Annotated in this window: 19 protein-coding genes and 1 pseudogene; 1 reads left to right on the top strand and 19 read right to left on the bottom strand. The window is 57.2% G+C overall.

Translation table 11 applies throughout. From position 1 onward, the window contains the following. Positions 1 to 282: 282 nt before the first annotated feature. From aroA to cysM, 11 genes are all read right to left on the bottom strand, one after another. Entirely contained in the window at positions 283 to 1,596 is a 1,314-nt protein-coding gene (gene aroA, locus RQ738_RS09935) for a 3-phosphoshikimate 1-carboxyvinyltransferase (protein ID WP_314164977.1), read from the bottom strand. 9 nt (positions 1,597 to 1,605) lie between these two features. Then, complete coding sequence (locus RQ738_RS09930) at positions 1,606 to 2,460, bottom strand: prephenate dehydrogenase (protein ID WP_314164976.1); 855 nt, start codon at positions 2,458 to 2,460, stop codon at positions 1,606 to 1,608. Next, positions 2,453 to 3,577 (bottom strand): histidinol-phosphate transaminase, encoded by a 1,125-nt coding sequence (hisC, locus tag RQ738_RS09925; RefSeq protein WP_314164975.1) that lies wholly within the window; start codon positions 3,575 to 3,577, stop codon positions 2,453 to 2,455. The genes RQ738_RS09930 and hisC overlap by 8 nt, the downstream gene beginning before the upstream one ends. A gap of 20 nt (positions 3,578 to 3,597) precedes the next feature. Next, on the bottom strand, positions 3,598 to 4,683 hold the full coding sequence (gene pheA / locus RQ738_RS09920) for a prephenate dehydratase (protein WP_314164974.1): 1,086 nt from the start codon (positions 4,681 to 4,683) through the stop codon (positions 3,598 to 3,600). 522 nt (positions 4,684 to 5,205) lie between these two features. Further along, positions 5,206 to 6,369, bottom strand: a complete 1,164-nt coding sequence (locus RQ738_RS09915) for a phosphoglycerate dehydrogenase (RefSeq protein ID WP_314164973.1) — start codon at positions 6,367 to 6,369, stop codon at positions 5,206 to 5,208. A gap of 401 nt (positions 6,370 to 6,770) precedes the next feature. Beyond that, positions 6,771 to 7,853 carry a 3-phosphoserine/phosphohydroxythreonine transaminase gene (serC, locus tag RQ738_RS09910; RefSeq protein ID WP_314164972.1) on the bottom strand — a complete coding sequence of 361 codons (1,083 nt, stop codon included), beginning with the start codon at positions 7,851 to 7,853 and terminating at the stop codon, positions 6,771 to 6,773. A gap of 133 nt (positions 7,854 to 7,986) precedes the next feature. Next, a complete protein-coding gene (gene gyrA / locus RQ738_RS09905; RefSeq protein WP_314164971.1) occupies positions 7,987 to 10,557 on the bottom strand; it encodes a DNA gyrase subunit A in 2,571 nt (856 codons plus the stop codon). 173 nt (positions 10,558 to 10,730) lie between these two features. Beyond that, complete coding sequence (mtnA, locus tag RQ738_RS09900; RefSeq protein WP_314164970.1) at positions 10,731 to 11,777, bottom strand: S-methyl-5-thioribose-1-phosphate isomerase; 1,047 nt, start codon at positions 11,775 to 11,777, stop codon at positions 10,731 to 10,733. Next, entirely contained in the window at positions 11,774 to 13,093 is a 1,320-nt protein-coding gene (gene rlmD, locus RQ738_RS09895) for a 23S rRNA (uracil(1939)-C(5))-methyltransferase RlmD (protein ID WP_314164969.1), read from the bottom strand. Before rlmD ends, mtnA begins: the two co-directional genes overlap by 4 nt. A 44-nt stretch (positions 13,094 to 13,137) precedes the next feature. Beyond that, positions 13,138 to 13,914, bottom strand: coding sequence for a 3'-5' exonuclease (locus RQ738_RS09890; protein ID WP_314164968.1), 777 nt, complete (start codon positions 13,912 to 13,914; stop codon positions 13,138 to 13,140). 5 nt (positions 13,915 to 13,919) lie between these two features. Next, positions 13,920 to 14,813: a cysteine synthase CysM gene (cysM, locus tag RQ738_RS09885; protein ID WP_314164967.1), complete on the bottom strand. Its 894-nt coding sequence runs from the start codon at positions 14,811 to 14,813 to the stop codon at positions 13,920 to 13,922. A gap of 108 nt (positions 14,814 to 14,921) precedes the next feature. Between cysM and RQ738_RS09880 the strand changes: the two genes are divergently transcribed. Continuing rightward, the gene (locus tag RQ738_RS09880; RefSeq protein WP_314164966.1) at positions 14,922 to 15,254 is read left to right on the top strand and encodes an Hpt domain-containing protein; all 333 of its coding nucleotides are present in this window, start codon (positions 14,922 to 14,924) and stop codon (positions 15,252 to 15,254) included. 372 nt (positions 15,255 to 15,626) lie between these two features. On the opposite strand, the gene acpS is transcribed toward RQ738_RS09880, so the two are convergent. The 8 genes and pseudogenes from acpS to RQ738_RS09840 all read right to left on the bottom strand — a co-directional run. Beyond that, the gene (gene acpS / locus RQ738_RS09875; protein WP_314164965.1) at positions 15,627 to 16,007 is read right to left on the bottom strand and encodes a holo-ACP synthase; all 381 of its coding nucleotides are present in this window, start codon (positions 16,005 to 16,007) and stop codon (positions 15,627 to 15,629) included. Then, complete coding sequence (pdxJ, locus tag RQ738_RS09870; protein ID WP_314164964.1) at positions 16,004 to 16,780, bottom strand: pyridoxine 5'-phosphate synthase; 777 nt, start codon at positions 16,778 to 16,780, stop codon at positions 16,004 to 16,006. Before pdxJ ends, acpS begins: the two co-directional genes overlap by 4 nt. Positions 16,781 to 16,809: 29 nt before the next feature. Beyond that, positions 16,810 to 17,529 (bottom strand): DNA repair protein RecO, encoded by a 720-nt coding sequence (gene recO, locus RQ738_RS09865; RefSeq protein WP_314164963.1) that lies wholly within the window; start codon positions 17,527 to 17,529, stop codon positions 16,810 to 16,812. A 5-nt stretch (positions 17,530 to 17,534) separates the two neighbouring features. Further along, entirely contained in the window at positions 17,535 to 18,440 is a 906-nt protein-coding gene (era, locus tag RQ738_RS09860) for a GTPase Era (RefSeq protein ID WP_314164962.1), read from the bottom strand. Continuing rightward, on the bottom strand, positions 18,433 to 19,107 hold the full coding sequence (gene rnc / locus RQ738_RS09855) for a ribonuclease III (RefSeq protein ID WP_314164961.1): 675 nt from the start codon (positions 19,105 to 19,107) through the stop codon (positions 18,433 to 18,435). The genes era and rnc overlap by 8 nt, the downstream gene beginning before the upstream one ends. Then, entirely contained in the window at positions 19,104 to 19,478 is a 375-nt protein-coding gene (locus RQ738_RS09850) for a DUF4845 domain-containing protein (protein ID WP_314164959.1), read from the bottom strand. The genes rnc and RQ738_RS09850 overlap by 4 nt, the downstream gene beginning before the upstream one ends. 15 nt (positions 19,479 to 19,493) lie before the next feature. Further along, positions 19,494 to 20,279, bottom strand: coding sequence for a signal peptidase I (gene lepB / locus RQ738_RS09845; RefSeq protein ID WP_314164958.1), 786 nt, complete (start codon positions 20,277 to 20,279; stop codon positions 19,494 to 19,496). A gap of 19 nt (positions 20,280 to 20,298) precedes the next feature. Next, a pseudogene (locus tag RQ738_RS09840) lies at positions 20,299 to 20,817 on the bottom strand (elongation factor 4); the annotation flags it as partial.

Below are 20,817 nucleotides of genomic sequence, written 5' to 3'. Positions count from 1 at the left end.
CATGATTTCATGCTTCTATCCCTGTCCCAATGCTCTACCCCCTCTCCCTCCGGGAGAGGGTTGGGGTGAGGGTGCTTCAATCAGGCGTTGTCTGTCTCGTATTTATATCCCCTCACCCTAACCCTCTCCCTGGGGGAGAGGGGATAAAAAACTCTAGGGTGAGGGGATAAATCACTCTGATAGAACCACTAACCATTCGCCTAAGCCGTCAAACGACGACAGCCAAGGCGCTGCTTATCCCTGAGCCAGGCCGGTCATTAATTTTCCCGAGAAGCATTTGGCTTAATTCTGGCTGATGTTGAGGCCGCAGCTGGCGGCCAGTTCGACGAAGCCGGGGAACGAGGTGTTCACGTTCGCGCAGTCTTCGATGATGATTTCGCCTCGGGCGCGTAGCGCGGCCATGGCAAAGGACATGGAAATCCGGTGGTCACCGTGGCTCTGGACAGTGCCGGCACCTGGTTGCCCGCCCTGGATACGGATGCCATCGGGGGTCGGTTCGGCGCTAATGCCCAGGGCTTGCAGGCCATCGGCCATGACCTGGATACGGTCGCTTTCCTTGACGCGGAGTTCCTCGGCACCTGTGAGCACAGTCGTGCCCTCGGCACAGGCGGCGGCCACGAAAATCGCCGGGAATTCGTCTATCGCCAGCGGCACCTGCGCTTCGGGGATGGCAATGCCCTGCAAACGGGCGGCGCGCACGCGGATGTCCGCCACGGGCTCGCCACAAACCTCGCGCGGGTTCAGTACCTCGATATTCGCGCCCATCTCGCGCAGGATCGTGATCACGCCGTCGCGCGTCGGGTTTATACCAACATTTTCAAGGGTAATATCCGAATTCGGGGCAATCGAGGCACCCACCATGAAAAAGGCTGCCGAGGAGATATCCGCCGGCACATCGATACGGGCGGCGGTCAGTTTGCCGCCTCCCTGCAGGCAGGCTCTGGCGCCTTGCCGCTGCACGCTGTAGCCGAAGCCGTTCAGCATCCGCTCGGTGTGATCGCGGGTCGGCGCCGGCTCGGTGGTGCAGGTTTCACCCTCGGCATACATGCCGGCGAGCAGCACGCAGGACTTCACCTGGGCGCTGGCCATGGGCAGGACATAGTCCATACCCTTGAGGAGATGACCACCGGCGATTTTCAGGGGCGGCGTGCCGCCCGCCGCGGTCTCAATCCTGGCGCCCATGGCTTCCAGCGGTTCCGTGACACGGCGCATCGGGCGCTTGCTCAGCGAGGCATCGCCGGTCAGGGTGACATCGAAGTCCTGCCCGGCGCAGATCCCGGCCAGCAGGCGCATCGAGGTCCCGGAATTACCGAGGTCAAGCGGGCCGGCCGGTTTTTGTAAACCCTTCAGCCCTGCCCCTTCAATCCGGACCCAGCCTTCGCCATGATGATCAATGCTGACGCCCATGGCGCGAAAGGCGTTCATGGTGGCCAGGCAATCATCGCCTTCCAGGAAACCGTTTACCTCGGTGACCCCCTCGGCCAGTGAGCCGAGCATGATGCTGCGATGCGAAATCGACTTGTCGCCAGCAACGCGCACGGCACCGTGCAACGCGCCGCCGGGTTTTACGTTAAAAACTGTGTCAGAACCACTCATGGATAAAACTCAACAATATTGATCGCGTGCCTGCTTGGCACGGCTGAAGGTTGTTTTGATGGTTTCGCTATCTTCGTTCTCGATAGCACTGGCCAGTTCGGCCAGGTCGGTGCTGAAGCGTCGGATCATATCCAGTAACGCGTCCTTGTTCGCCAGGCAGATGTCATGCCACATCTGCGGGTCGCTGGAGGCGATACGGGTAAAGTCGCGGAAACCGCCGGCAGCAAACTGGAACATCTCGCGGCGCTCATGCATGCGGGCCAGCGTGTCGACCAGGGCATAGGCGATCACATGCGGCAGATGACTCGTCGCCGCGAGCACTTCATCATGATGTTCAACCGTCAGGGAAATCACTTCCGCGCCGGTGGCCTGCCATAGCTTGTGCACCACCTGCGTCGCCATCGGATCAGTGGCCTCAAGCGGCGTCAGGATGACGCGTTGATCATTAAACAATTCGGCGAACGAGGCCTCGACGCCGCTTTTTTCCGTGCCGGCAATCGGGTGGCCGGGAACGAAGCAGGCCTCATCCCCACCGAAGGCTTCGCGTGCGGCGAGAACCACACTGCCCTTGGCACTGCCGACATCCGTCAGTACCGCGCCGGGCTTCAAGTGACCTTTAATGGCCGCAAAGACCTTTTGCATGGCACCCACCGGCACGGCGACAACCACCACATCGGCATCGCTGACGGCGGTGGCGATATCCGTCTCGTAACTATCGATCACACCAAGCTCAAGGGCGCGTTGCAGTTGCGCGGTGTTGCGACCGCAACCGACAATGCTCTGAACGGCTTCGGCTTGCCTTAACGCCCGGCACAAGGAGCCACCGATAAGACCGACGCCGATCACGCAAAGACGATTAATCATTTTTTTTCACTCCGGCCAGGACCTTTTTCAGCGCCTCGATGCAACGTGTGTTCTCATCCGCTGTGCCCACGGTGATGCGCAGAAAGCTCGGCATGCCGTAATTATCCACCGCGCGGGTAATAACGCCTTCATGCAGTAAACGATTAAAGACCTCGCGACCATCACACTGCAGATCCACACTGATGAAGTTGCCCGCGGTCGGGATCCAGTCAAGGCCCATTGTCTCGAATGCCACCTCATACTGGGCAAGGCCTTCACGATTGATGCGCAGACCCTCGGCCAGGTGCGTCTTGTCTGCCAGCGCCGCCAGTGCCCCGGCCAGCGCCATGCTGTTGACATTAAAGGGCTGGCGGACACGGTTGAGGAAGTCGGAGATCTCGGCCGAACTGATGCCATAGCCAACGCGTAGCCCGGCCAGGCCATAGGCCTTGGAGAAGGTGCGCGTCACGAGCAGGTTCGGGAATTCATCTAACCACTCGCTGGCCGAGACATAGCCGGCGAACAGGTCCTGGGCATACTCGAAATAGGCCTCGTCGATCACCACCAGCGCTGTCACCGGGATGCTTCGGATGAAGGCCTTGAGTGCATCCCCGCCCACGCAGGTACCCGTCGGGTTATTCGGGTTCGCCACAAAGATAACGCGTGTGCGTTCTGTCACTGCTTCTGCCATGGCGTCGAGGTCATGACCCCAGGCTTTGGCCGGCACGACCACCGCCGTCGCGCCCACCGCCTGGGTGACAATGGGATACACGGCAAAGGCGTGTTCAGAGAACACGACTTCGTTGTCGGTGCCCACAAAGGCGCGCGCGATCAGTTCGAGAATATCGTTGGAGCCGTTGCCGATGGTGACCTGGTTGAGATCAACACCATGAATGGCGGCCAGCGCCTGCTTGAGCTGGAAGGCATTGCCGTCAGGGTAACGGGCCAGCTCGGGCATTTGTGCCTGCAGCGCCTCGATTACCCGGGGGCTGGGGCCGAGCGGGTTCTCGTTCGAGGCCAGTTTGATAATACCTGTGATGCCCAGCTCACGTTCGAGCTCTTCCACCGGTTTTCCCGGTTCGTAAGGGCGCAGTTTCTGCACCCCCGGCAAGGCAAGTTCATTAATCGATACCGACATAGGAATACTGTCCTTGAGGCCTAGAGCACGGCCTTGGGATACGAACCCAATACCTTGAGCATGGCCGCCTTTTCAGCCAGTTCTTGCAGCGCGGCGGCAACCGGGGCGTTCTCACTGTGACCATCCACATCAATGAAGAACACGTAGTCCCACATGCCGCGGCGTGAGGGCCGTGACTCGATACGGGTCAGGCTCACCTCGTGGCGCGAGAACGGTGCCAGCAATTCATGCAGCGCACCGAGCTTGTTGCGGATAGACACCAGCAAGGTCGTTTTATCGTTACCGCTCAGGGCGACCGGCTTGGGGCCGATGATCAGGAAGCGCGTCGTATTATCCGGTTCGTCCTCGATATTCGGCGCAATGATATTCAGACCGTAAATCGTCGCCGCGGTATCGCTGGCAATGGCAGCGCTACCCGCTTCCTGGCCGGCGCGATGCGCGGCCTCGGCATTGCTGCTGACGGCCACGCGCTCGGCCTCGGGCAGGTTCGCATCCAGCCACTCGCGACACTGTCCCAGTGACTGCTGGTGTGTGTAGATACGTTTTACCTCGGCGAGACTCGACATCTTGCCCATCAGGTTATGATGAATGCGCAGTTCGACCTCACCGCATATGTACAGTGAAGATTGCATGAACATATCCAGCGTGTGACTGACCACGCCTTCGGTTGAATTCTCTACCGGCACCACGCCATAGTGTGAATTGCCCGCCTCTACATCACGGAAGACTTCGTCGATCGCGGCCAGGGGTTGAGAAACAATGCTTTGACCAAAATGCTTGAGTGCCGCCGCCTGGGTGAAGGTGCCTTCCGGACCGAGGAAAGCGATCTTCATCGGCAGCTGCAGTGCCAGGCACGCCGACATGAGTTCACGGAACAGATGCGCAACCGTCTCATCATCGAGTGGCCCCTGGTTGCGGGCCTGCACCATGCGCAGAACCTCGGCCTCGCGCTCGGGACGATAGAAATCCGTATTCTCGCCACTCTCCCGCTTGGTACGCGCGACCTCGAGCGCGCACTCGGCGCGTTGACGGATCAACTCCTGGATCTGTTCATCCAGGCTATCGATGCGCTCGCGTATGTCCTGCAATGTGGATTTTTTGTTCATATCTTATTTATTATTCCACATGTAGGTCGGATTAGGAGTGAAAACGACGTAATCCGACAATATATTTCAGCATGGGCATGTCGGATTACGTCATGCTCCGCATGTCTAATCCGACCTACGGTCTGTTTCATGTTTCTATCCCCTCACCCTGACCCTCTGATAAAACTACTAACCATTCGCCTAAGCTGTCAAACGACGACAGCTAAGGCGCTGCTTATCCCTAAAGGAGATTCGTCATACCGGCGCAGGCCGGTATCCATGTTTGAAGTGCTGGATTCCGGCATTCGCCGGAATGACGGGGTGTTTCATTCCCTCACCCTGGCCCTCTCCCTAAGGGAGAGGGGATTTCATTTTTACGCCGCGTCTATGTCCTCACCCTGCCACTTCGACATGAAGGTCCTAACCCCCTCTCCCTCCGGGAGAGGGTTGGGGTGAGGGGGGCTTCAAGCAGGCCTTGCCTGTTTCATATTTCTATTCCCTCTCCCTAAAGGAGAGGGGACTCTAGAGCCCGGATATTATCAATTACATCGTGCGAACAGCCAGCACACCTTCAATTGCCGATATTGCGGCGATCGTGGCATCCGGTATCGCAGCCTCGACATCCACGAGGGTGTAGGCGATTTCGCCACGCGACTTGTTCAGCATGTCGATAATGTTCAGGCCGGCATTCGCCAGTGCGGTCGATATTTGCCCGACCATGTTGGGCACGTTGGAGTTTACCACGGCAATACGATAGCCGCCGTCGCGCGGCATCTGTACCTCGGGGAAATTCACCGAGTTGAGGATATTCCCGTTTTCCAGGTATTCCCTGACCTGATCGGCCACCATGATGGCGCAGTTGTCTTCCGCTTCCTTCGTCGATGCACCCAGGTGCGGCAAGGTGATGACACGTTCGTGCTGTTTCAACAGGTTGCTCGGGAAGTCACAGATGTAGGCATTGACCTTGCCGGCCTTGATCGCGGCCGCGACCGCTTCATCATCGACAATCCCGTTGCGCGCGAAGTTAAGAATGGTGACGTTGTCTTTCATGATCTGCAGGCGTTCTGCATTGATCATATTGCGGGTCGCATCGACCAGTGGCACGTGGAAGGTAACGAAGTCGACACGCGACAGGAGATCGTCAACGCTGTTGGACTTCTGCACGTTCGATGACAGTTTCCAGGCGCTTTGTACGGTGATATCCGGGTCATAACCCACCACTTTCATACCCAGTTTCAGGGCGACGTTGGCGACCTTGATCCCAATCGCGCCGAGACCGATCACGCCAAGGGTCCGGCCCGGCAGTTCAAAGCCGCCGAAGTTTTTCTTGCCGGCCTCGACCTGCTTGTGGATTTCTTCATCGGTGCCTTCGAGGTTTCTGGAGAACTCCCAGCTCTGGCAGATATTACGTGCAGCAAGCAACATACCGGCCACCACGAGTTCCTTGACGGCATTGGCGTTCGCCCCCGGCGCATTGAATACGGGGACGCCGCGGGCGCTCATCTTGTCGACCGGGATGTTGTTGACACCCGCGCCAGCACGGCCAATTGCCATGACTGTTTCCGGCAGGTCCATGTTGTGCATGTTGAACGATCGCAACAGGATGGCATCCGGATGATTGATTTCAGACGCGACTTCATATGACTCGCGCGGCAGGCGCTCAAGGCCGGCTATGGAAATATTGTTTAATGTTTGAATCTTGTACATCTTGAATCCTCTTTATCTTTCGTTATTCCGGCGCGACCAGAATATTTCTCAGTAAGCACTTCCTGCGCTGTGCTACGGTCGCCCAGCGGCGAGGAGATTAAAATTTTTCTGTTCCATTAAGAAACCTCAAATTCCACATGTAGGTCGGATTAGGAGTGAAAACGACGTAATCCGACAGTAGATTTCAGCATGGGCACGTCGGATTACGTCATGCTCCGCATGTCTAATCCGACCTACGGTCTATGGAAATATTGTTTAATGTTTGAATCTTGTACATCTTGAATCCTCTTCACCTTCCGTCATTCCGGCGCAGGCCGGAATCGAGTGATCTCGAGCATGGATACCGGCATTCGCCGGTATGACGAGGTATTGATTGCGCCAGTGTGACGAATGCTTGATTTTTACCCGTGGCGCTTTTCAAAGTCGGCCATAAAATCAACCAGTGCCTGCACGCCCGCTTCCGGCATCGCATTATAGATGCTGGCCCGCATGCCGCCGACTGAACGGTGACCCTTGAGGCTGACCATGTTGTTTTCCCTGGCCTCGGCGAGAAAGACACTATCTAGTTCCGCGTCTGCGAGAGTGAACGGGATATTCATCCACGAGCGCGACTGCACTTCGACCGGGTTGGCATAAAAACCGGAACCGTCGATGGCGGCGTACAGGTTATCGGCCTTGCGCTTGTTGATCTCGGCCATCGCTGCGATGCCGCCGAGGCGTTTCAGCCAGTCAAAGACCAGCCCGGCCAGGTACCAGCTATAGGTTGCCGGCGTGTTATACATGGAGTCGTTATCCGCATGGATCTTGTAGTCAAACATGGACGGTGTCCCGGCAAGGGTTTCACCCATGAGGTCTTCGCGGACGATGACGACGGTCAGACCGGCCGGGCCGATGTTCTTTTGTGCGCCAGCATAAATCACACCGTAGTCACTGACATTGATCGGCCGCGAGAGGATGGTTGACGACATGTCCGCAACCAGCGGCACATCACCGGTGGCGGGTACGTAGGGGAACTCGACCCCGCCAATGGTTTCATTCGGGGTGTAATGCACATAGGCGGCGTCGCTGTTCAGCTTCAGATCCGCTTGTGCCGGCGTGGTCGTGAACTTGTTGTCTTCGGTGCTGGCGGCGATATTCACGTCACAGTAACGTTTGGCCTCGGCGATAGCCTTCTTCGACCATGCCCCGGTGTTGACGTAGTCTGCGCCTGTCTTGCCGCGCAACAGGTTCATCGGCACCATGGCGAACTGGCTACTGGCTCCGCCCTGCAGGAACAGGATCTTGTAGTTTGCCGGGATGTCCATAATTTCACGCAGGTCGGCTTCGGCCTGTTCCGCGATGGACATATATTCCTTGCCGCGGTGACTCATTTCCATCACCGACATGCCGCTGTCATGCCAGTCCAGCATTTCCTCGCGGGCCTGCTTGATGACTTCTTCCGGCAACATGGCCGGTCCTGCACTGAAATTATAAACGCGTGTCACTACATCATCCTCGATTCTGTTTGTTAATCCTTCACTGCTGTCCCGTTAATTCCCTCTCCCTCAGGGAAAGGGTCAGGGTGAGGGGAGCTTGAAGTGTTAATACTTAATAATCATCCGGCTCAGAGCCGTGACCTTATTCTTCGCCCGCTTCAACATCACCGGCTTCGTCGTCACTACCCTGTACATCTTCGATGCGTTCCAGGCCCGACAGGGTTTCACCCTCGTTCAGGCTGATCAGACGCACGCCCTGTGTGTTCCGGCCGATAACAGATATCTCATCAACCCGGGTCCGCACCATGGTGCCGCGACTGGTGATAAGCATGATCTCGTCATCCTCACCCACCAGGGTGGCGGCAACGACTTCGCCGTTACGTTTCGTGGTCTGGATGGCAATCACTCCCTGACCGCCACGACCATGCAGCGGGAAATCAGCCATTTCGGTCCGCTTGCCATAACCCTTTTCGGTCGCAGTGAGCACATGCCCGTCATCCGCAATAATCAGGGAGATGACGCGCTGACCTTCCTGCATCTTGATACCGCGTACACCACAGGCGGTACGGCCCATCGGGCGGACGTTCGACTCGTTAAAGCGGACTGACTTGCCGGCACTGGTAAACAGCAGGATATCGCGTTCGCCATCAGTGATATCTACACCCACCAGCTGGTCATTGTCACGCAACTCAATGGCAATGATGCCGTTGGCACGTGGCCGCGAGAAGTCTTTCAGGCTGGTCTTCTTCACCGTGCCCGTGGCCGTGGCCATGAAGATGAACTTGTCTTCTTCATACTCACGGATCGGCAGGATCGCGTTAATGCGCTCGCCGTCTTCCAGCGGCAACAGGTTGACAATCGGTCGGCCCCGCGCGGTGCGGCTGGCGAGGGGCAACTCATAAACCTTCTTCCAGTAGACCTTGCCGCGACTCGAGAAGCACAACATGGTGTCATGCGTGCTGGCGATAAACAGCTTGTCGATAAAGTCTTCTTCCTTGACCTTGGTTGAGGCCTTGCCCTTGCCGCCACGGCGCTGCGCGCGGTAGGACGAGAGTTGCTGGGCCTTGATGTAACCTTCGTGCGAGAGGGTTACCACAACATCCTCTTCACTGATCAGGTCTTCCAGGGTCAGGTCTTCATGGGCATCAACGATCTCGGTACGACGTGCATCGCCATACTGTTCATTCATTGCGACCAGTTCTTCGCGGATCACTTCCATGAGGCGGTCGGCGTTGTTCAGGATCTCGAGGTACTCGGCGATGTTGTCGAGGATCTCCTGGTATTCCTTGAGGATCTTGTCCTGTTCGAGACCGGTCAGACGATGCAGACGCATCTCGAGAATGGATTGCGCCTGTACCGGGGAGAGGTGATAGCCGTCTTCACGCAGGCCAAACTCATCATCCAGGTCATCCGGGCGTGATGAAGCCGCCCCACTACGCTCGAGCATGCCGGTCACATCACCCGACTGCCAGACCTGCGATACCAGCGCCACTTTTGCCTCGGCCGGTGTCTTCGAGGCCTTGATGAGGGCAATCACCGGGTCAATGTTGGCCAGCGCTACGGCCAGACCTTCCAGCACATGGGCGCGTTCACGCGCCTTGCGCAGATCATAGATCGTACGCCGGGTCACGACTTCACGACGGTGACGCAGGAAGGCATCCAGTATCTGCTTCAAATTGAGCAGGCGCGGTTGTCCGTCGATGAGGGCAACCATGTTGATCCCGAACACGGTTTGCAGCTGGGTTTGCTGATAAAGGTTGTTCAGCATCACCTCGGGCGAATCACCGCGCCGCAGCTCGATAACCATGCGCATGCCGTCCTTGTCAGACTCGTCACGCAGCGCAGTAATGCCTTCGAGTTTCTTGTCACGTACCAGCTCGGCGATTTTTTCCAGCAGACGCGCCTTGTTTACCTGGTAAGGCAGCTCGGTGACGATGATGGTGGATTTATCGGTTTTCTCGTTAACCTCGATCTCGGTGCGCGCACGCACATGCACGCGGCCCCGCCCGGTGCGGTAGGCCTCGCGGATACCCCGCGCGCCGTTAATGATGCCGGCCGTCGGGAAATCCGGCCCCGGGATGTGCTGCATCAGAGTCGGGGTATCGGTGTCCGGATCGTCGATGAGAGCGACGCAGGCATTGATGACCTCGGTGAGGTTATGCGGCGGGATATTCGTTGCCATCCCCACCGCGATACCGGCCGAGCCATTAATCAGCAGGTTCGGGATACGGGTCGGCATGACCGCCGGTTCACTCTCGGTTTCGTCGTAGTTGGGAACGAAATCGACGGTTTCCTTGTCCAGGTCGGCGAGCAGTTCATGGGCGATTCGCGCCATGCGGACCTCGGTGTAACGCATCGCGGCCGGCGAATCGCCGTCCACGGAACCGAAGTTACCCTGCCCGTCAACCAGCATGTAGCGCAGCGAGAACGGCTGGGCCATGCGGACAATGGTGTCATACACGGCGGTGTCACCATGCGGGTGGTATTTACCGATGACGTCACCGACCACACGGGCCGATTTCTTGTAGGCCTTGTTCCAGTCGTTGCCCAGTACGCTCATGGCATAAAGCACACGGCGGTGGACCGGTTTCAGGCCATCACGAACATCCGGCAGGGCTCGCCCTACAATGACGCTCATGGCGTATTCCATGTACGACTGACGGAGTTCGTCTTCTATGTTGACGGGCAGTATTTCGCGCGCGATATCATCCATTAGACTGTCTGCTTACTCTGTAATAATTATTTTATAATTCAACAACTTGAAAGCCGCGCCCGCGGGGCGGGCCAAGCGGCAATATAAGCTGCTAATAATACCATACCGTGCTCATAAAAGGCAGTTTCGCGGCGGGATTACGCCACTATTGAACGACCGTGCAACGGGGGGTTTCAGGAGGCCATGAGGGCCGCCATTTTGGCGGCATCGGGGTGCTCGACAACCCCCTTTTCGGTCACGATTGCATCGACCAGCGCGGCCGGCGTGACATCGAAGACCGGGTTCCACGCCCCGCAACCCGCCGCGGCGACCTGCTGGCCCTGCAGGGCCAGGATCTCGGTGCCGTCGCGAGTCTCGATGGGGATATCGGTACCGGTCGCGACGCTCATATCGATGGTTGAGGTGGGTGCGACCACCATCACCTTGAGGCCATGGTGTTTGGCGAGGATGGCGCCAGCGTAGGTACCGATCTTGTTTGCCACATCGCCGTTGGCGGCAATGCGGTCGGAGCCGACAATGAACCATTGCACCGCACCGGACTGCATCAAGGCAGCGGCGGCGCCGTCCACGATAAGGTTCACCGGGATATGATCCTCGAGCAATTCCCATGCCGTCAGGCGCGCGCCCTGCAACCAGGGCCGGGTCTCGTCGGCATAGACCTGCGTGAGTTTGCCGGCGGCATGCGCGCTGCGGATCACACCCAGCGCGGTACCATACCCACCGGTGGCCAGCGCCCCGGCATTGCAGTGCGTCAACACGCCCGAATGCGCGTCAATCAGCGCCGCGCCAAGCTCGCCCATCTTGCGGTTGGCGGCAATGTCTTCCTCGTGAATGGCTACGGCCTCGGCAAGTAATGCCGGCACGGGGTTATCCGTGAGCCCCTGCAGGCACTGGCGCATACGCGCGATGGCCCAGAACAGGTTCACCGCGGTCGGGCGGGCTGCCGCGAGGGCATCGAGATCGACCTCAATGCGCGCCTTCCAGTTTGCGGCATCTCCTGCATAATGCTGGCCGGCCGCCAGCACGATGGCATAGGCGGCAGTGATACCGATGGCCGGCGCACCGCGCACGACCATGTCACGGATCGCCGATGCCGCCATGTTCGCATCGGTGATGTCGAGGTAGACCACCTCTTGCGGCAAGCGGCGTTGATCGAGCAGGCGCAGGTGATCATTTTCCCAGGCAATCGCTTTTGTATTATCACTTGATGTCATTGTCATCGCCGTTCAAAGACCGCAATCGATTCCACATGCGCCGTGTGCGGGAACATGTCCATGATGCCGGCACTGACGAGTTTATAACCCTGGTTGGCGACCAGCTCGCCGGCATCCCGCGCCAGCGTGGCAATGTTGCATGACACGTAGACAATTCGTTGCGGGTTCAGTTCTTTCATCCGCGCCACCACTTCGAGCGCACCGCTGCGGGGCGGGTCCAGCAGCAAGCGATCTACCGGCTCGTCTGCGGCCGGCATGTATTCGGTCAGGTCAGCGGCAATGTAATCCACATTAGTTACATTATTGCGTTCGGCGTTTTCCCTGGCGCGTGCAACCAGCGCTGCACTGCCTTCTATACCGGTAACCTTTCTGGCCTTGCGACTGAGCGGCAGGCTGAAGTTGCCGATGCCACAAAACAGATCCAGTACGTTATGTTCCGGCTGCAGCTCGAGCAATTCGATCGCGCGCGCCACCATCTGGTGATTCATCGCATAATTCACCTGGGTGAAGTCGGTCGGCAGGAAATCGAGTTCCACGTCGTATTCGGGCAAGGCGTAATACAGACGTGAGCCGGTTGGCCATAACGGCATGGCGCTATCGGGGCCTTTCGATTGCAACCAGACTTGCACGTCAAACGCCTTGGCAAAGTCGATGAGCTTTGCCTGATCATCGGTACTTAATTCTTCAAGGTTCCGGAACACGAGTGCAGTGAGGTCATCCCCGACGGCAACCTCGATCTGGGCAATATGCTGGTAGGCATCCAGGCTACGCACCAGCGCCTGCAGGTCTTCAATGTGCTGGCCAACCGACTCGTGCAGTACCACGCAGGAATTCATATCAGTTAAAAAGGCACTGCTGCGTTCGCGAAAGCCTATCAGCAGCTTGTCTTTCTTGACCACGAAGCGCACGCCGAGACGGGCCTTGCGACGGTAACCCCATTGCTCGGCCGTGAGTGGTGGCAACACATCCTCTATCTCCAACCTGGCTACATGATGAAACTGTTCGAGCAACACGGCCTGTTTGTGCGCCACCTGTGCCGGGGCAGACATGTGTTGCAGGCTGCAGCCACCGCAAACAAGAAAGTGCGGGCAGGCCGGTTCGACGCGATCCGGGGATGGCGTGATGATGTCAACCGCGCGGCCCTGGTCAAAGGCCTTGCGCTGCGAGGTATAGACGAACCGCACCTCTTCACCGGGCAAGGCGTTATCGATAAACACCGCCTTGCCATCGAGATGCGCGACACCACGGCCCTCGTGAGAAAGTGATTCTATAGTGGCGGGAACCGGGTCAACGGGGAGTTGCTTTTTTCTACGACGGGCCATAAATATCAGTCAGGGATAACAGGTTAATAGGACAGCGACAGCACTCAGGCAGCAGGCCAGGCGCGTTCAAATTCATGCAGGTGTTCGGCGCCGGACTCTGTCAAGACATCACGCAGCAGCTTGCACTCGGCCTCGTATTCCTCTTCCAGCAGGTTGCCGCGAATCAGTTCAAAGCGCAGGTAAACCAGGTAGGTGTTCAGCACATCGGTCTCGCAGTAATTTCGGATGGCCGCGATCTCGCCATTGCGAAAGGCATCCCAGATCTTTGAGCCGTCCATGCCCATCTTGCCGGGGAAACCGAGCATGCAGGCAATCTCGTCCAGCGGCGCATTCGCACGCGGCTGGTAACCGGCGACCACGTCCATCAGGTCGGTATGCCGGGAGTGGAAACGACTCAGGTAATTGTTCCAGCGGAAGCTTTGATCATTATCCCCTGTCTCCCAGTAACGCGGTGCGCGGACACCGTGCAACAAGGCCCGGTAGTGCAGCACCGGCAGGTCAAAGCCGCCGCCATTCCAGGACACCAGCGTCGGGCTGAATTTTTCAATGCCGTCAAAGAAATGCTGGATCAATTCCTTTTCATCGGTGTCTTGCTCACCGAGTGACCAGACCTTCACCCCATTGCCGGAACGAAATACCGCCGAGATGGCAACAATGCGTTGCAGGTGCAAGCGCAGGAAATCGGAACCACCGGTTTCCTCGCGGCGCTTGTGAAACATGATGTCGGCGACTTCCTTGTCACGCAGACCATCAAGGTTATGCAGGCGACGGCCGCTAACGACATCGGGAACGGTTTCAATATCAAAGACAAATACATTCACAGCGATTACCCGGCAGGAAAGACATCAGTGGAAAGATAACGGTCACCGCGGTCGCAGATGATACTGACGATCACGGCATCCTCGACCTGCTGTGACAATTGCAGGGCCGCGGCCACCGCGCCGCCGGAAGAGATACCGGCAAAGATGCCCTCCTCTCTGGCCAGGGCGCGCGTGGTGGTCTCGGCATCGGCCTGGTCCACATCAATAATTTGATCGACACGCGAGGCCTCGTAGATCTTCGGCAGGTAGGCCTCCGGCCAGCGGCGGATCCCCGGAATGGACGAACCTTCGGTCGGCTGCACGCCGACGATCCGGATTTCAGCATTCTGCTCTTTCAGGAAGCGCGACGTGCCCATGATGGTACCGGTAGTGCCCATGGCACTGACAAAATGCGTTATCCGCTGGTCGGTATCACGCCAGATCTCAGGACCGGTGCCTTCATAATGAGCCAGCGGGTTATCCGGGTTCGAGAACTGATCCAGTACCTTGCCCTTGCCCTCGGCCTCCATCTTGCGGGCCAGGTCGATGGCCGCCTCCATGCTGCCCTCTTTCGGCGTAAGGATGATCTCGGCACCGTAGGCGTGCATCGCGGCACGACGTTCGACACTCATGTGTTCGGGCATGATCAGGACCATGTGATAGCCCTTCATCGCCGCGACCATGGCCAGGGCGATGCCGGTATTACCACTGGTCGCTTCGATCAGGGTATCGCCAGGCTGAATCTCGCCACGCGCCTCGGCATGCCGGATCATGCTCAGCGCCGGCCGGTCTTTAACTGAACCGGCCGGGTTATTGCCCTCGAGCTTGACGAGGATCGTATTGCTGGTGGCTCCCGGCAGGCGCTGCAGCCGCACCAGGGGGGTATTGCCAACGTAGTCTTCAAGTGTAGGAAAAGTCATGGGCGCATTCTAACCGAAAACCGCGCCCGGTGGCAGCGACGATGGCTGGCAAAAGCTTTCCGCAAACGGTATAAATGAGCTGTCAGGAAGACATCCAACGGGGAGAATATGGAAACGAAGACACCGATCTATGATAAGGAGCTTTCCCTGCAACTAGCCGGCGGCAAGCCCGATCTCGCCGAACAGTTGCTCGGCATGCTGCTCAAGGAACTGCCCGGACTCTGCGAACAGGCCCGTGGCGCGGCCGCGAACAACGATGCCGAGAACCTGTTTCGCTGCGTGCACAAGATCAACGGTTCAACCCGCTATTGCGGCGTGCCGGCACTCGCTGAGGCGGCTGATGAACTCGAGCTAGAGATCAAGGCAGGCAGCACGGATATCACAGCAGGCATGCAACGCCTGCATGAAGAAGTTGAACGCCTGATTATTCTGAAGGGATGATTACGTCGGATTCACTTTAGAACCCTATGGGTTTACACCATAGAACCCTAAGAGGGTTCATCATGGATACCCTAACCACTTCCAGTGGTTCAGGGCAATTAAGCATTTCCTACGCTCCGCTACGGTCACGTCATGCTCCGCATGTCTAATCCGACCTACGGCCTGAGTATTTTATCCCCTTACTCTGGCCCTCACTCTTCAGAATTCCACATGTAGGTCGGATTAGGAGTGAAAACGACGTAATCCGACAGCAAGTTTCAGCGTGGGCACGTCGGATTACATCATGCTCCGCATGTCTAATCCGACCTACGCTCTGGGGAAGATGGAATAAAACCAGAGGACGGCGTTCAGATGATAGAGTGCTTCTCGTAGTTAACGCGCCAATAAGGTCACGAAGGCCACTGCATGATCTTCTTCATCAGCGATGCTGATGTATGATTCGCCGATACCCAGTTCATTGCATAACTCAACGGCGCGTCCGGAAAATTCGAGTACCGGCTTGCCGTTCTCATCGTGACCGACACCGATGTGACTCAGGCTCAGTCCTCGACTGAAGCCGATGCCCATCGCTTTGGCGGTTGCCTCCTTGGCGGCAAAACGCTTGGCCAGGAAGTGGGCTGGTGATTTGCTGGCAGAAAAATCACTGAACTCGTTATCACTCAGGATACGGCGGGCGAATTTGTCACCATACTCCTGCAGGTTATCCTGCATGCGCGCGACCCGCACAATGTCGGTGCCCACGCCGTAGATCACGAAAGGTGGGTCTCGATTGCCAGCCGGCGCGCTTTTCGCATAAGGCGTTTCATTTCGCGTACCGATTCCTGCAGGCCGGTAAACATGGCACGTGCAATGATAGCGTGGCCGATGTTCAGTTCACGCACGTCAACGAGCGCGGCGATTTCTTCCACGTTGTGGTAATGCAGGCCGTGGCCAGCGTTGACATGCAGGCCGGCCCGCACACCGGCATTGACGGCATCACGAATGCGCACATACTCATCCTGCCGTTCGCTCGCGCTTGTCGCGTCGGCAAAACGACCGGTATGGATTTCAATCACTGGTGCACCGGCCTCGACAGCCGCTTCAATCTGGTCGATATCCGGATCGATGAATAACGAGACCCGTGTACCCGCTTCCGCCAGGCGCTGGCAGGCCTCACGCATACGTGATAGCTGGCCTTTCACATCGAGGCCGCCCTCGGTGGTCAGTTCCTCGCGACGTTCCGGTACCAGGCAACAATCCTGTGGGCGGTGCTGCTCGGCGATGACGAGCATTTCATCAGTGACGGCCATCTCCAGGTTCATGCGTGTCTGCAGCAGGCCACGGAGTATCTCGACATCCCGGTCCTGGATGTGGCGACGGTCTTCGCGCAGGTGCAGGGTGATCACATCGGCACCGGCCTGCTCGGACTCGATCGCGGCCTGGACCGGATCGGGGTAGCGGGTACCACGCGCCTGGCGCAAGGTCGCCACGTGGTCAATATTTACACCCAGCAGGATTTGATTATTGTATTGTTCACCTTCGGACACGTCGTCTTCCTCAATTGTTCGTGTGTGGCTTAAGGCCTGGCCTGAGTATATAACATTCGACTCTGCAGGGGCTTGTCGCCAAGGTATTCACGTAGAACCGCCCGCATCAGGCGCTTACTGTCACGCAGGCTGCGGGCATCGGCGAGTTCATGACGCGCCAGTGACAACAGGCTCTGACCGGAGACCATCACGCCCGAGGCCGGCCGACCAATACTTCGCAGCACGGGGCCGTACTCAGGCTCATAACAATATTCACCGTCTGCATCCAGCGCCTGGCCGCTGTCGGCTTCGCACTCGAGCATCAGGCCGTAGCCGAGTTCCTGCAATAACTGTTTTTCAAACAGGCGCAACACACGCTCGGTGGCGGTGGCCGAGGGCGCGGTCTGGATATCCTGCAAGGCTTGCTGGTAGAGGGCGTAGACTTCCTTGTGGGCATCGTCGCGCTGCAGCAAGCGCATCACCAGTTCATTCAGGTAGAAACAGCTTGCATAGGCGGACCCTGTAACCGGATTCACAAACTGCGCCGCTTCGACATTGGTGAGGGTATAAAGCTCGCCCTTGCCTGTCCATGAGATCAACAGGGGGCGGAAAGACTGCAACAAGGCGTTCTTCTCCGAACGCGGACGGCGCACGCCACGTGCCACCATGCCAATGCGACCAAACCCGGGAGTGAATGCCTCGACGATGAGACTGCTATTACGAAAGTCGCGGCGGTGCAGGACAAAGGCCGGCTGCAGTTCGACACGCATAAGCGTTAACTGTCCTCCGAATAACCGAGGCTGCGCAAGGCCCGTTCGTCATCCGACCAGCCTTCCCGAACCTTGACCCACAGGCGCACAAAGACCTTCGTATCGAGCATCTTTTCCAGTTCTTCACGTGACTGACGGCCGATCTCCTTGAGCATGGAGCCGCCTTTGCCAATCACGATCGCCTTCTGGCCGGGACGCTCGACCCAGATCACGGCGCCGACATTCAGCATACCGTCTTCCTGCACGTATTCCTCGATCTCGACTGTCAGTGCATAGGGCAATTCCTTGCCCAGGCGGCGGATCAGTTTCTCGCGAATAAGCTCGGCGGCGACAAAACGCATGCTCCGATCAGTGATCTGGTCTTCGGCAAAAAAGAATTCGGAGTGCGGCAACAGGTTCGCCAGCTGTTGCTCGAGTACTTCGATGTTTACGCCCTTGGTGGCGGAAAGCGGAATAATGTCCTGGAATGCCATCTTTTCATTGACACTGGCAAGTAACGGCAGCAGGTCTTCCTTGTTCGCCAGCCGATCAACCTTGTTAATCGCGAGCACGACCGGCACACCTGCCTGCTTGAGTTTTTCAACGATCATGTCGTCGTCTTTCGCCCAGCCGCCGGCGTCGATAACAAAAACGATCACATCAACACCGAGGATAGTCGTGCTCGCCGCCCGGTTCAGGTAGCGGTTCATGGCGTGCTTGTTATCAAGGTGCATGCCCGGCGTATCGACAAACACGTACTGCACATCTGCCGTGGTCTTGATCCCCATAATACGATGGCGGGTCGTTTGCGGCTTACGCGAGGTAATACACAGCTTTTGACCAATCAGGCGATTCAGCAGGGTCGACTTGCCGACATTCGGCCGACCAACCAGGGCGATATATCCGCATCGTGTTGCCGGTGTATCAGTCATTGCTCAGGTTTTCCATAATCATTTCGGCGGCGGCCTGTTCGGCCTTGCGGCGGCTGCTACCCACGGCGCGCACAGACGGCATGCCTTCAACCTGGCATTCGACAGTAAAGCTCTGCGCATGGGCCTCACCGGCGATATCGACTATTTTATAATCGGGCAGCGCCCGCTGACTGGCCTGCAGGTATTCCTGCAGGCGCGTTTTCGGGTCTTTCTGCGCGGTCTCGGGCGAGGCGCTGTCCAGGCGCGAGGAAAACTGTGCGAGGATAATCTTGCGGCAATTGTCGAAGCCGCCATCCAGGTAAATGGCACCGAGAATGGCCTCGAAGGCGTCGGCAAGGATCGAGTCACGACGGAAGCCGCCGCTTTTCAATTCACCCGGGCCCAGTCTTATCACTTCGCCCAGTTCAAAAGAACGTGCCACCTCGGCCAGGGTATCGCCCTTGACGAGACTGGCGCGGAGGCGGCTCAATTCGCCTTCACTGGCTTGCGGGAAACGCTTGAATAACTCCTCGGCAATAACCATCCCGAGCACCGCATCACCGAGAAACTCAAGGCGTTCATTGTTGTGTTGGGTCACACTGCGGTGCGTCAGTGCCGTTTCCAGCAAGCTTGCATCGCTGAAACGATAATCAAGATGACGTATCAGTTTATCCAGCGGTTCTATCAATTACCGATAACCTCGACAGACTCATCAAATTCAGCGATCAGGCTCCACGGTCCGAACAACCTGGTTTTCACATCGTATTTAACCGACACTGTCAGGACACCACTGCGCTTGCTGACGGACAGGTCTTTACGTGTCGCATTTTTTACATCATTAATCTGGAAGCGTTTCATGATCAGCGTCTGCACCTCGGCCTTGGACCGTTTTGTCACCTGGGGTTCATTTTCCAGGGACTTGAGGGAGGTAACCACATTAAAGTTTTCCATGTAGATCGGGAACACTCGCAGGCCGATAAAAACAAAAAAGGCAATCAGGCCAAGAATGATCAGCCAACCAATGCCGGTGACACCCTGTTGTTGTTTTAATGTTTTCATGATCACGTCCTCTTTTTATTTCTGGTTTATAGATGTGCCAATCCGGTCCCAGCGCACACGCTCACCGGAGAACCACCCCTTTGTGGCATCGGAGCTGAACCAGATTATCTTTGCCTTGCCAACCAGGTTCTGTTCCGGCACATAGCCCCAGTAACGACCATCGTTGCTGTTATCACGATTATCACCCAGCACCAGGTACTCGCCTGCAGGGACTGTAAATTCGTAAGCGCGATCTGCTGCCTGCGGGCAGACATAGGTCTTGTGTATGGCACCGGGCAGGTTTTCAATCTTTTCAATCGCCTTGTAGCCGCCGCACTCGCCTGCCACTTCACCCAGGGTTTCCTGCGGAACCTGCTCACCATTAATATAGAGCATTTTATCGATATAGAGAATGTGATCGCCCGGCAGACCCACTACACGCTTGATATAATTGGTTTCATTATCACGCGGATAGCGAAAGACGATGACTTCACCACGCTTGGGGCTGCCGACTTCCAGAATCTTTGTGTCGATGACCGGTAAGCGGACGCCATAGCTGAACTTGCTGACGACGATGAAATCGCCAATCAACAGGGTCGGTTTCATTGAACCCGACGGGATCTCGTACGGTTCGACAATGAAAGAGCGCAGCAGCAGCACAATAAAAAACACCGGAAACAGAGAGCGGGCATATTCGACCACCACCGGTTCGGTCTTGTCTTTGGCAACGGCACCACGGGCAAAGAACAGCCGGTGGAGCGCCCAGATAGCACCACTGAGGGCTGTCAGTGCTACCAATAAAAGTTCAAAATCAAAATCCACCAGCTATTCTCCTTGGCTATTATTTCTTGTTGGCTTTCAGCACTGTCATGAAGGCCTCTTGCGGGATCTCCACCGAACCGACCTGCTTCATGCGGCGCTTGCCGGCCTTCTGTTTCTCAAGCAACTTGCGCTTGCGCGAAGCATCCCCGCCATAACACTTTGCGGTGACATTCTTGCGCAAGGCCTTCACATTGGAACGGGCAATGATATTCGTGCCAATCGCCGCCTGTATGGCCACATCAAACATCTGCCGCGGGATAATCTCCCGCATACGTTCAACCAGGTCACGACCTCGCGCGACACTCTGGCCCCGGTGCACAATCGCAGAAAGCGCATCGACGCGTTCACCGTTAATCATGACATCCAGCTTGACCACGTCGGCATGCTGGAAGCGCTCAAAATGATAATCCATTGAAGCAAAACCACGGCTGACTGATTTGAGGCGATCAAAAAAGTCGAGCACCATTTCGTTCATTGGCATTTCATAGCTGATACTGACCTGGTTACCCAGATACTGCATCTTCTTTTGCACGCCACG

Origin of the sequence: Sulfuriflexus sp. (assembly GCF_032250955.1) — a bacterium.
Classification (GTDB): domain Bacteria; phylum Pseudomonadota; class Gammaproteobacteria; order AKS1; family AKS1; genus Sulfuriflexus.
Note: the sequence above shows the minus strand (reverse complement) of the source record. Positions and strands in the feature narration are given on the sequence as shown.

What these genes read in the sequence shown, in the direction of transcription:
- aroA (WP_314164977.1), bottom strand. Translation starts at nt 1,596, where the DNA reads ATGAGTGGTTCTGACACAGTTTTTAACGTAAAACCCGGCGGCGCGTTG.
- RQ738_RS09930 (WP_314164976.1), bottom strand. Translation starts at nt 2,460, where the DNA reads ATGATTAATCGTCTTTGCGTGATCGGCGTCGGTCTTATCGGTGGCTCC.
- hisC (WP_314164975.1), bottom strand. Translation starts at nt 3,577, where the DNA reads ATGTCGGTATCGATTAATGAACTTGCCTTGCCGGGGGTGCAGAAACTG.
- pheA (WP_314164974.1), bottom strand. Translation starts at nt 4,683, where the DNA reads ATGAACAAAAAATCCACATTGCAGGACATACGCGAGCGCATCGATAGC.
- RQ738_RS09915 (WP_314164973.1), bottom strand. Translation starts at nt 6,369, where the DNA reads ATGTACAAGATTCAAACATTAAACAATATTTCCATAGCCGGCCTTGAG.
- gyrA (WP_314164971.1), bottom strand. Translation starts at nt 10,557, where the DNA reads ATGGATGATATCGCGCGCGAAATACTGCCCGTCAACATAGAAGACGAA.
- mtnA (WP_314164970.1), bottom strand. Translation starts at nt 11,777, where the DNA reads ATGACAATGACATCAAGTGATAATACAAAAGCGATTGCCTGGGAAAAT.
- rlmD (WP_314164969.1), bottom strand. Translation starts at nt 13,093, where the DNA reads ATGGCCCGTCGTAGAAAAAAGCAACTCCCCGTTGACCCGGTTCCCGCC.
- cysM (WP_314164967.1), bottom strand. Translation starts at nt 14,813, where the DNA reads ATGACTTTTCCTACACTTGAAGACTACGTTGGCAATACCCCCCTGGTG.
- RQ738_RS09880 (WP_314164966.1), top strand. Translation starts at nt 14,922, where the DNA reads ATGGAAACGAAGACACCGATCTATGATAAGGAGCTTTCCCTGCAACTA.
- recO (WP_314164963.1), bottom strand. Translation starts at nt 17,529, where the DNA reads ATGCGTGTCGAACTGCAGCCGGCCTTTGTCCTGCACCGCCGCGACTTT.
- era (WP_314164962.1), bottom strand. Translation starts at nt 18,440, where the DNA reads ATGACTGATACACCGGCAACACGATGCGGATATATCGCCCTGGTTGGT.
- RQ738_RS09850 (WP_314164959.1), bottom strand. Translation starts at nt 19,478, where the DNA reads ATGAAAACATTAAAACAACAACAGGGTGTCACCGGCATTGGTTGGCTG.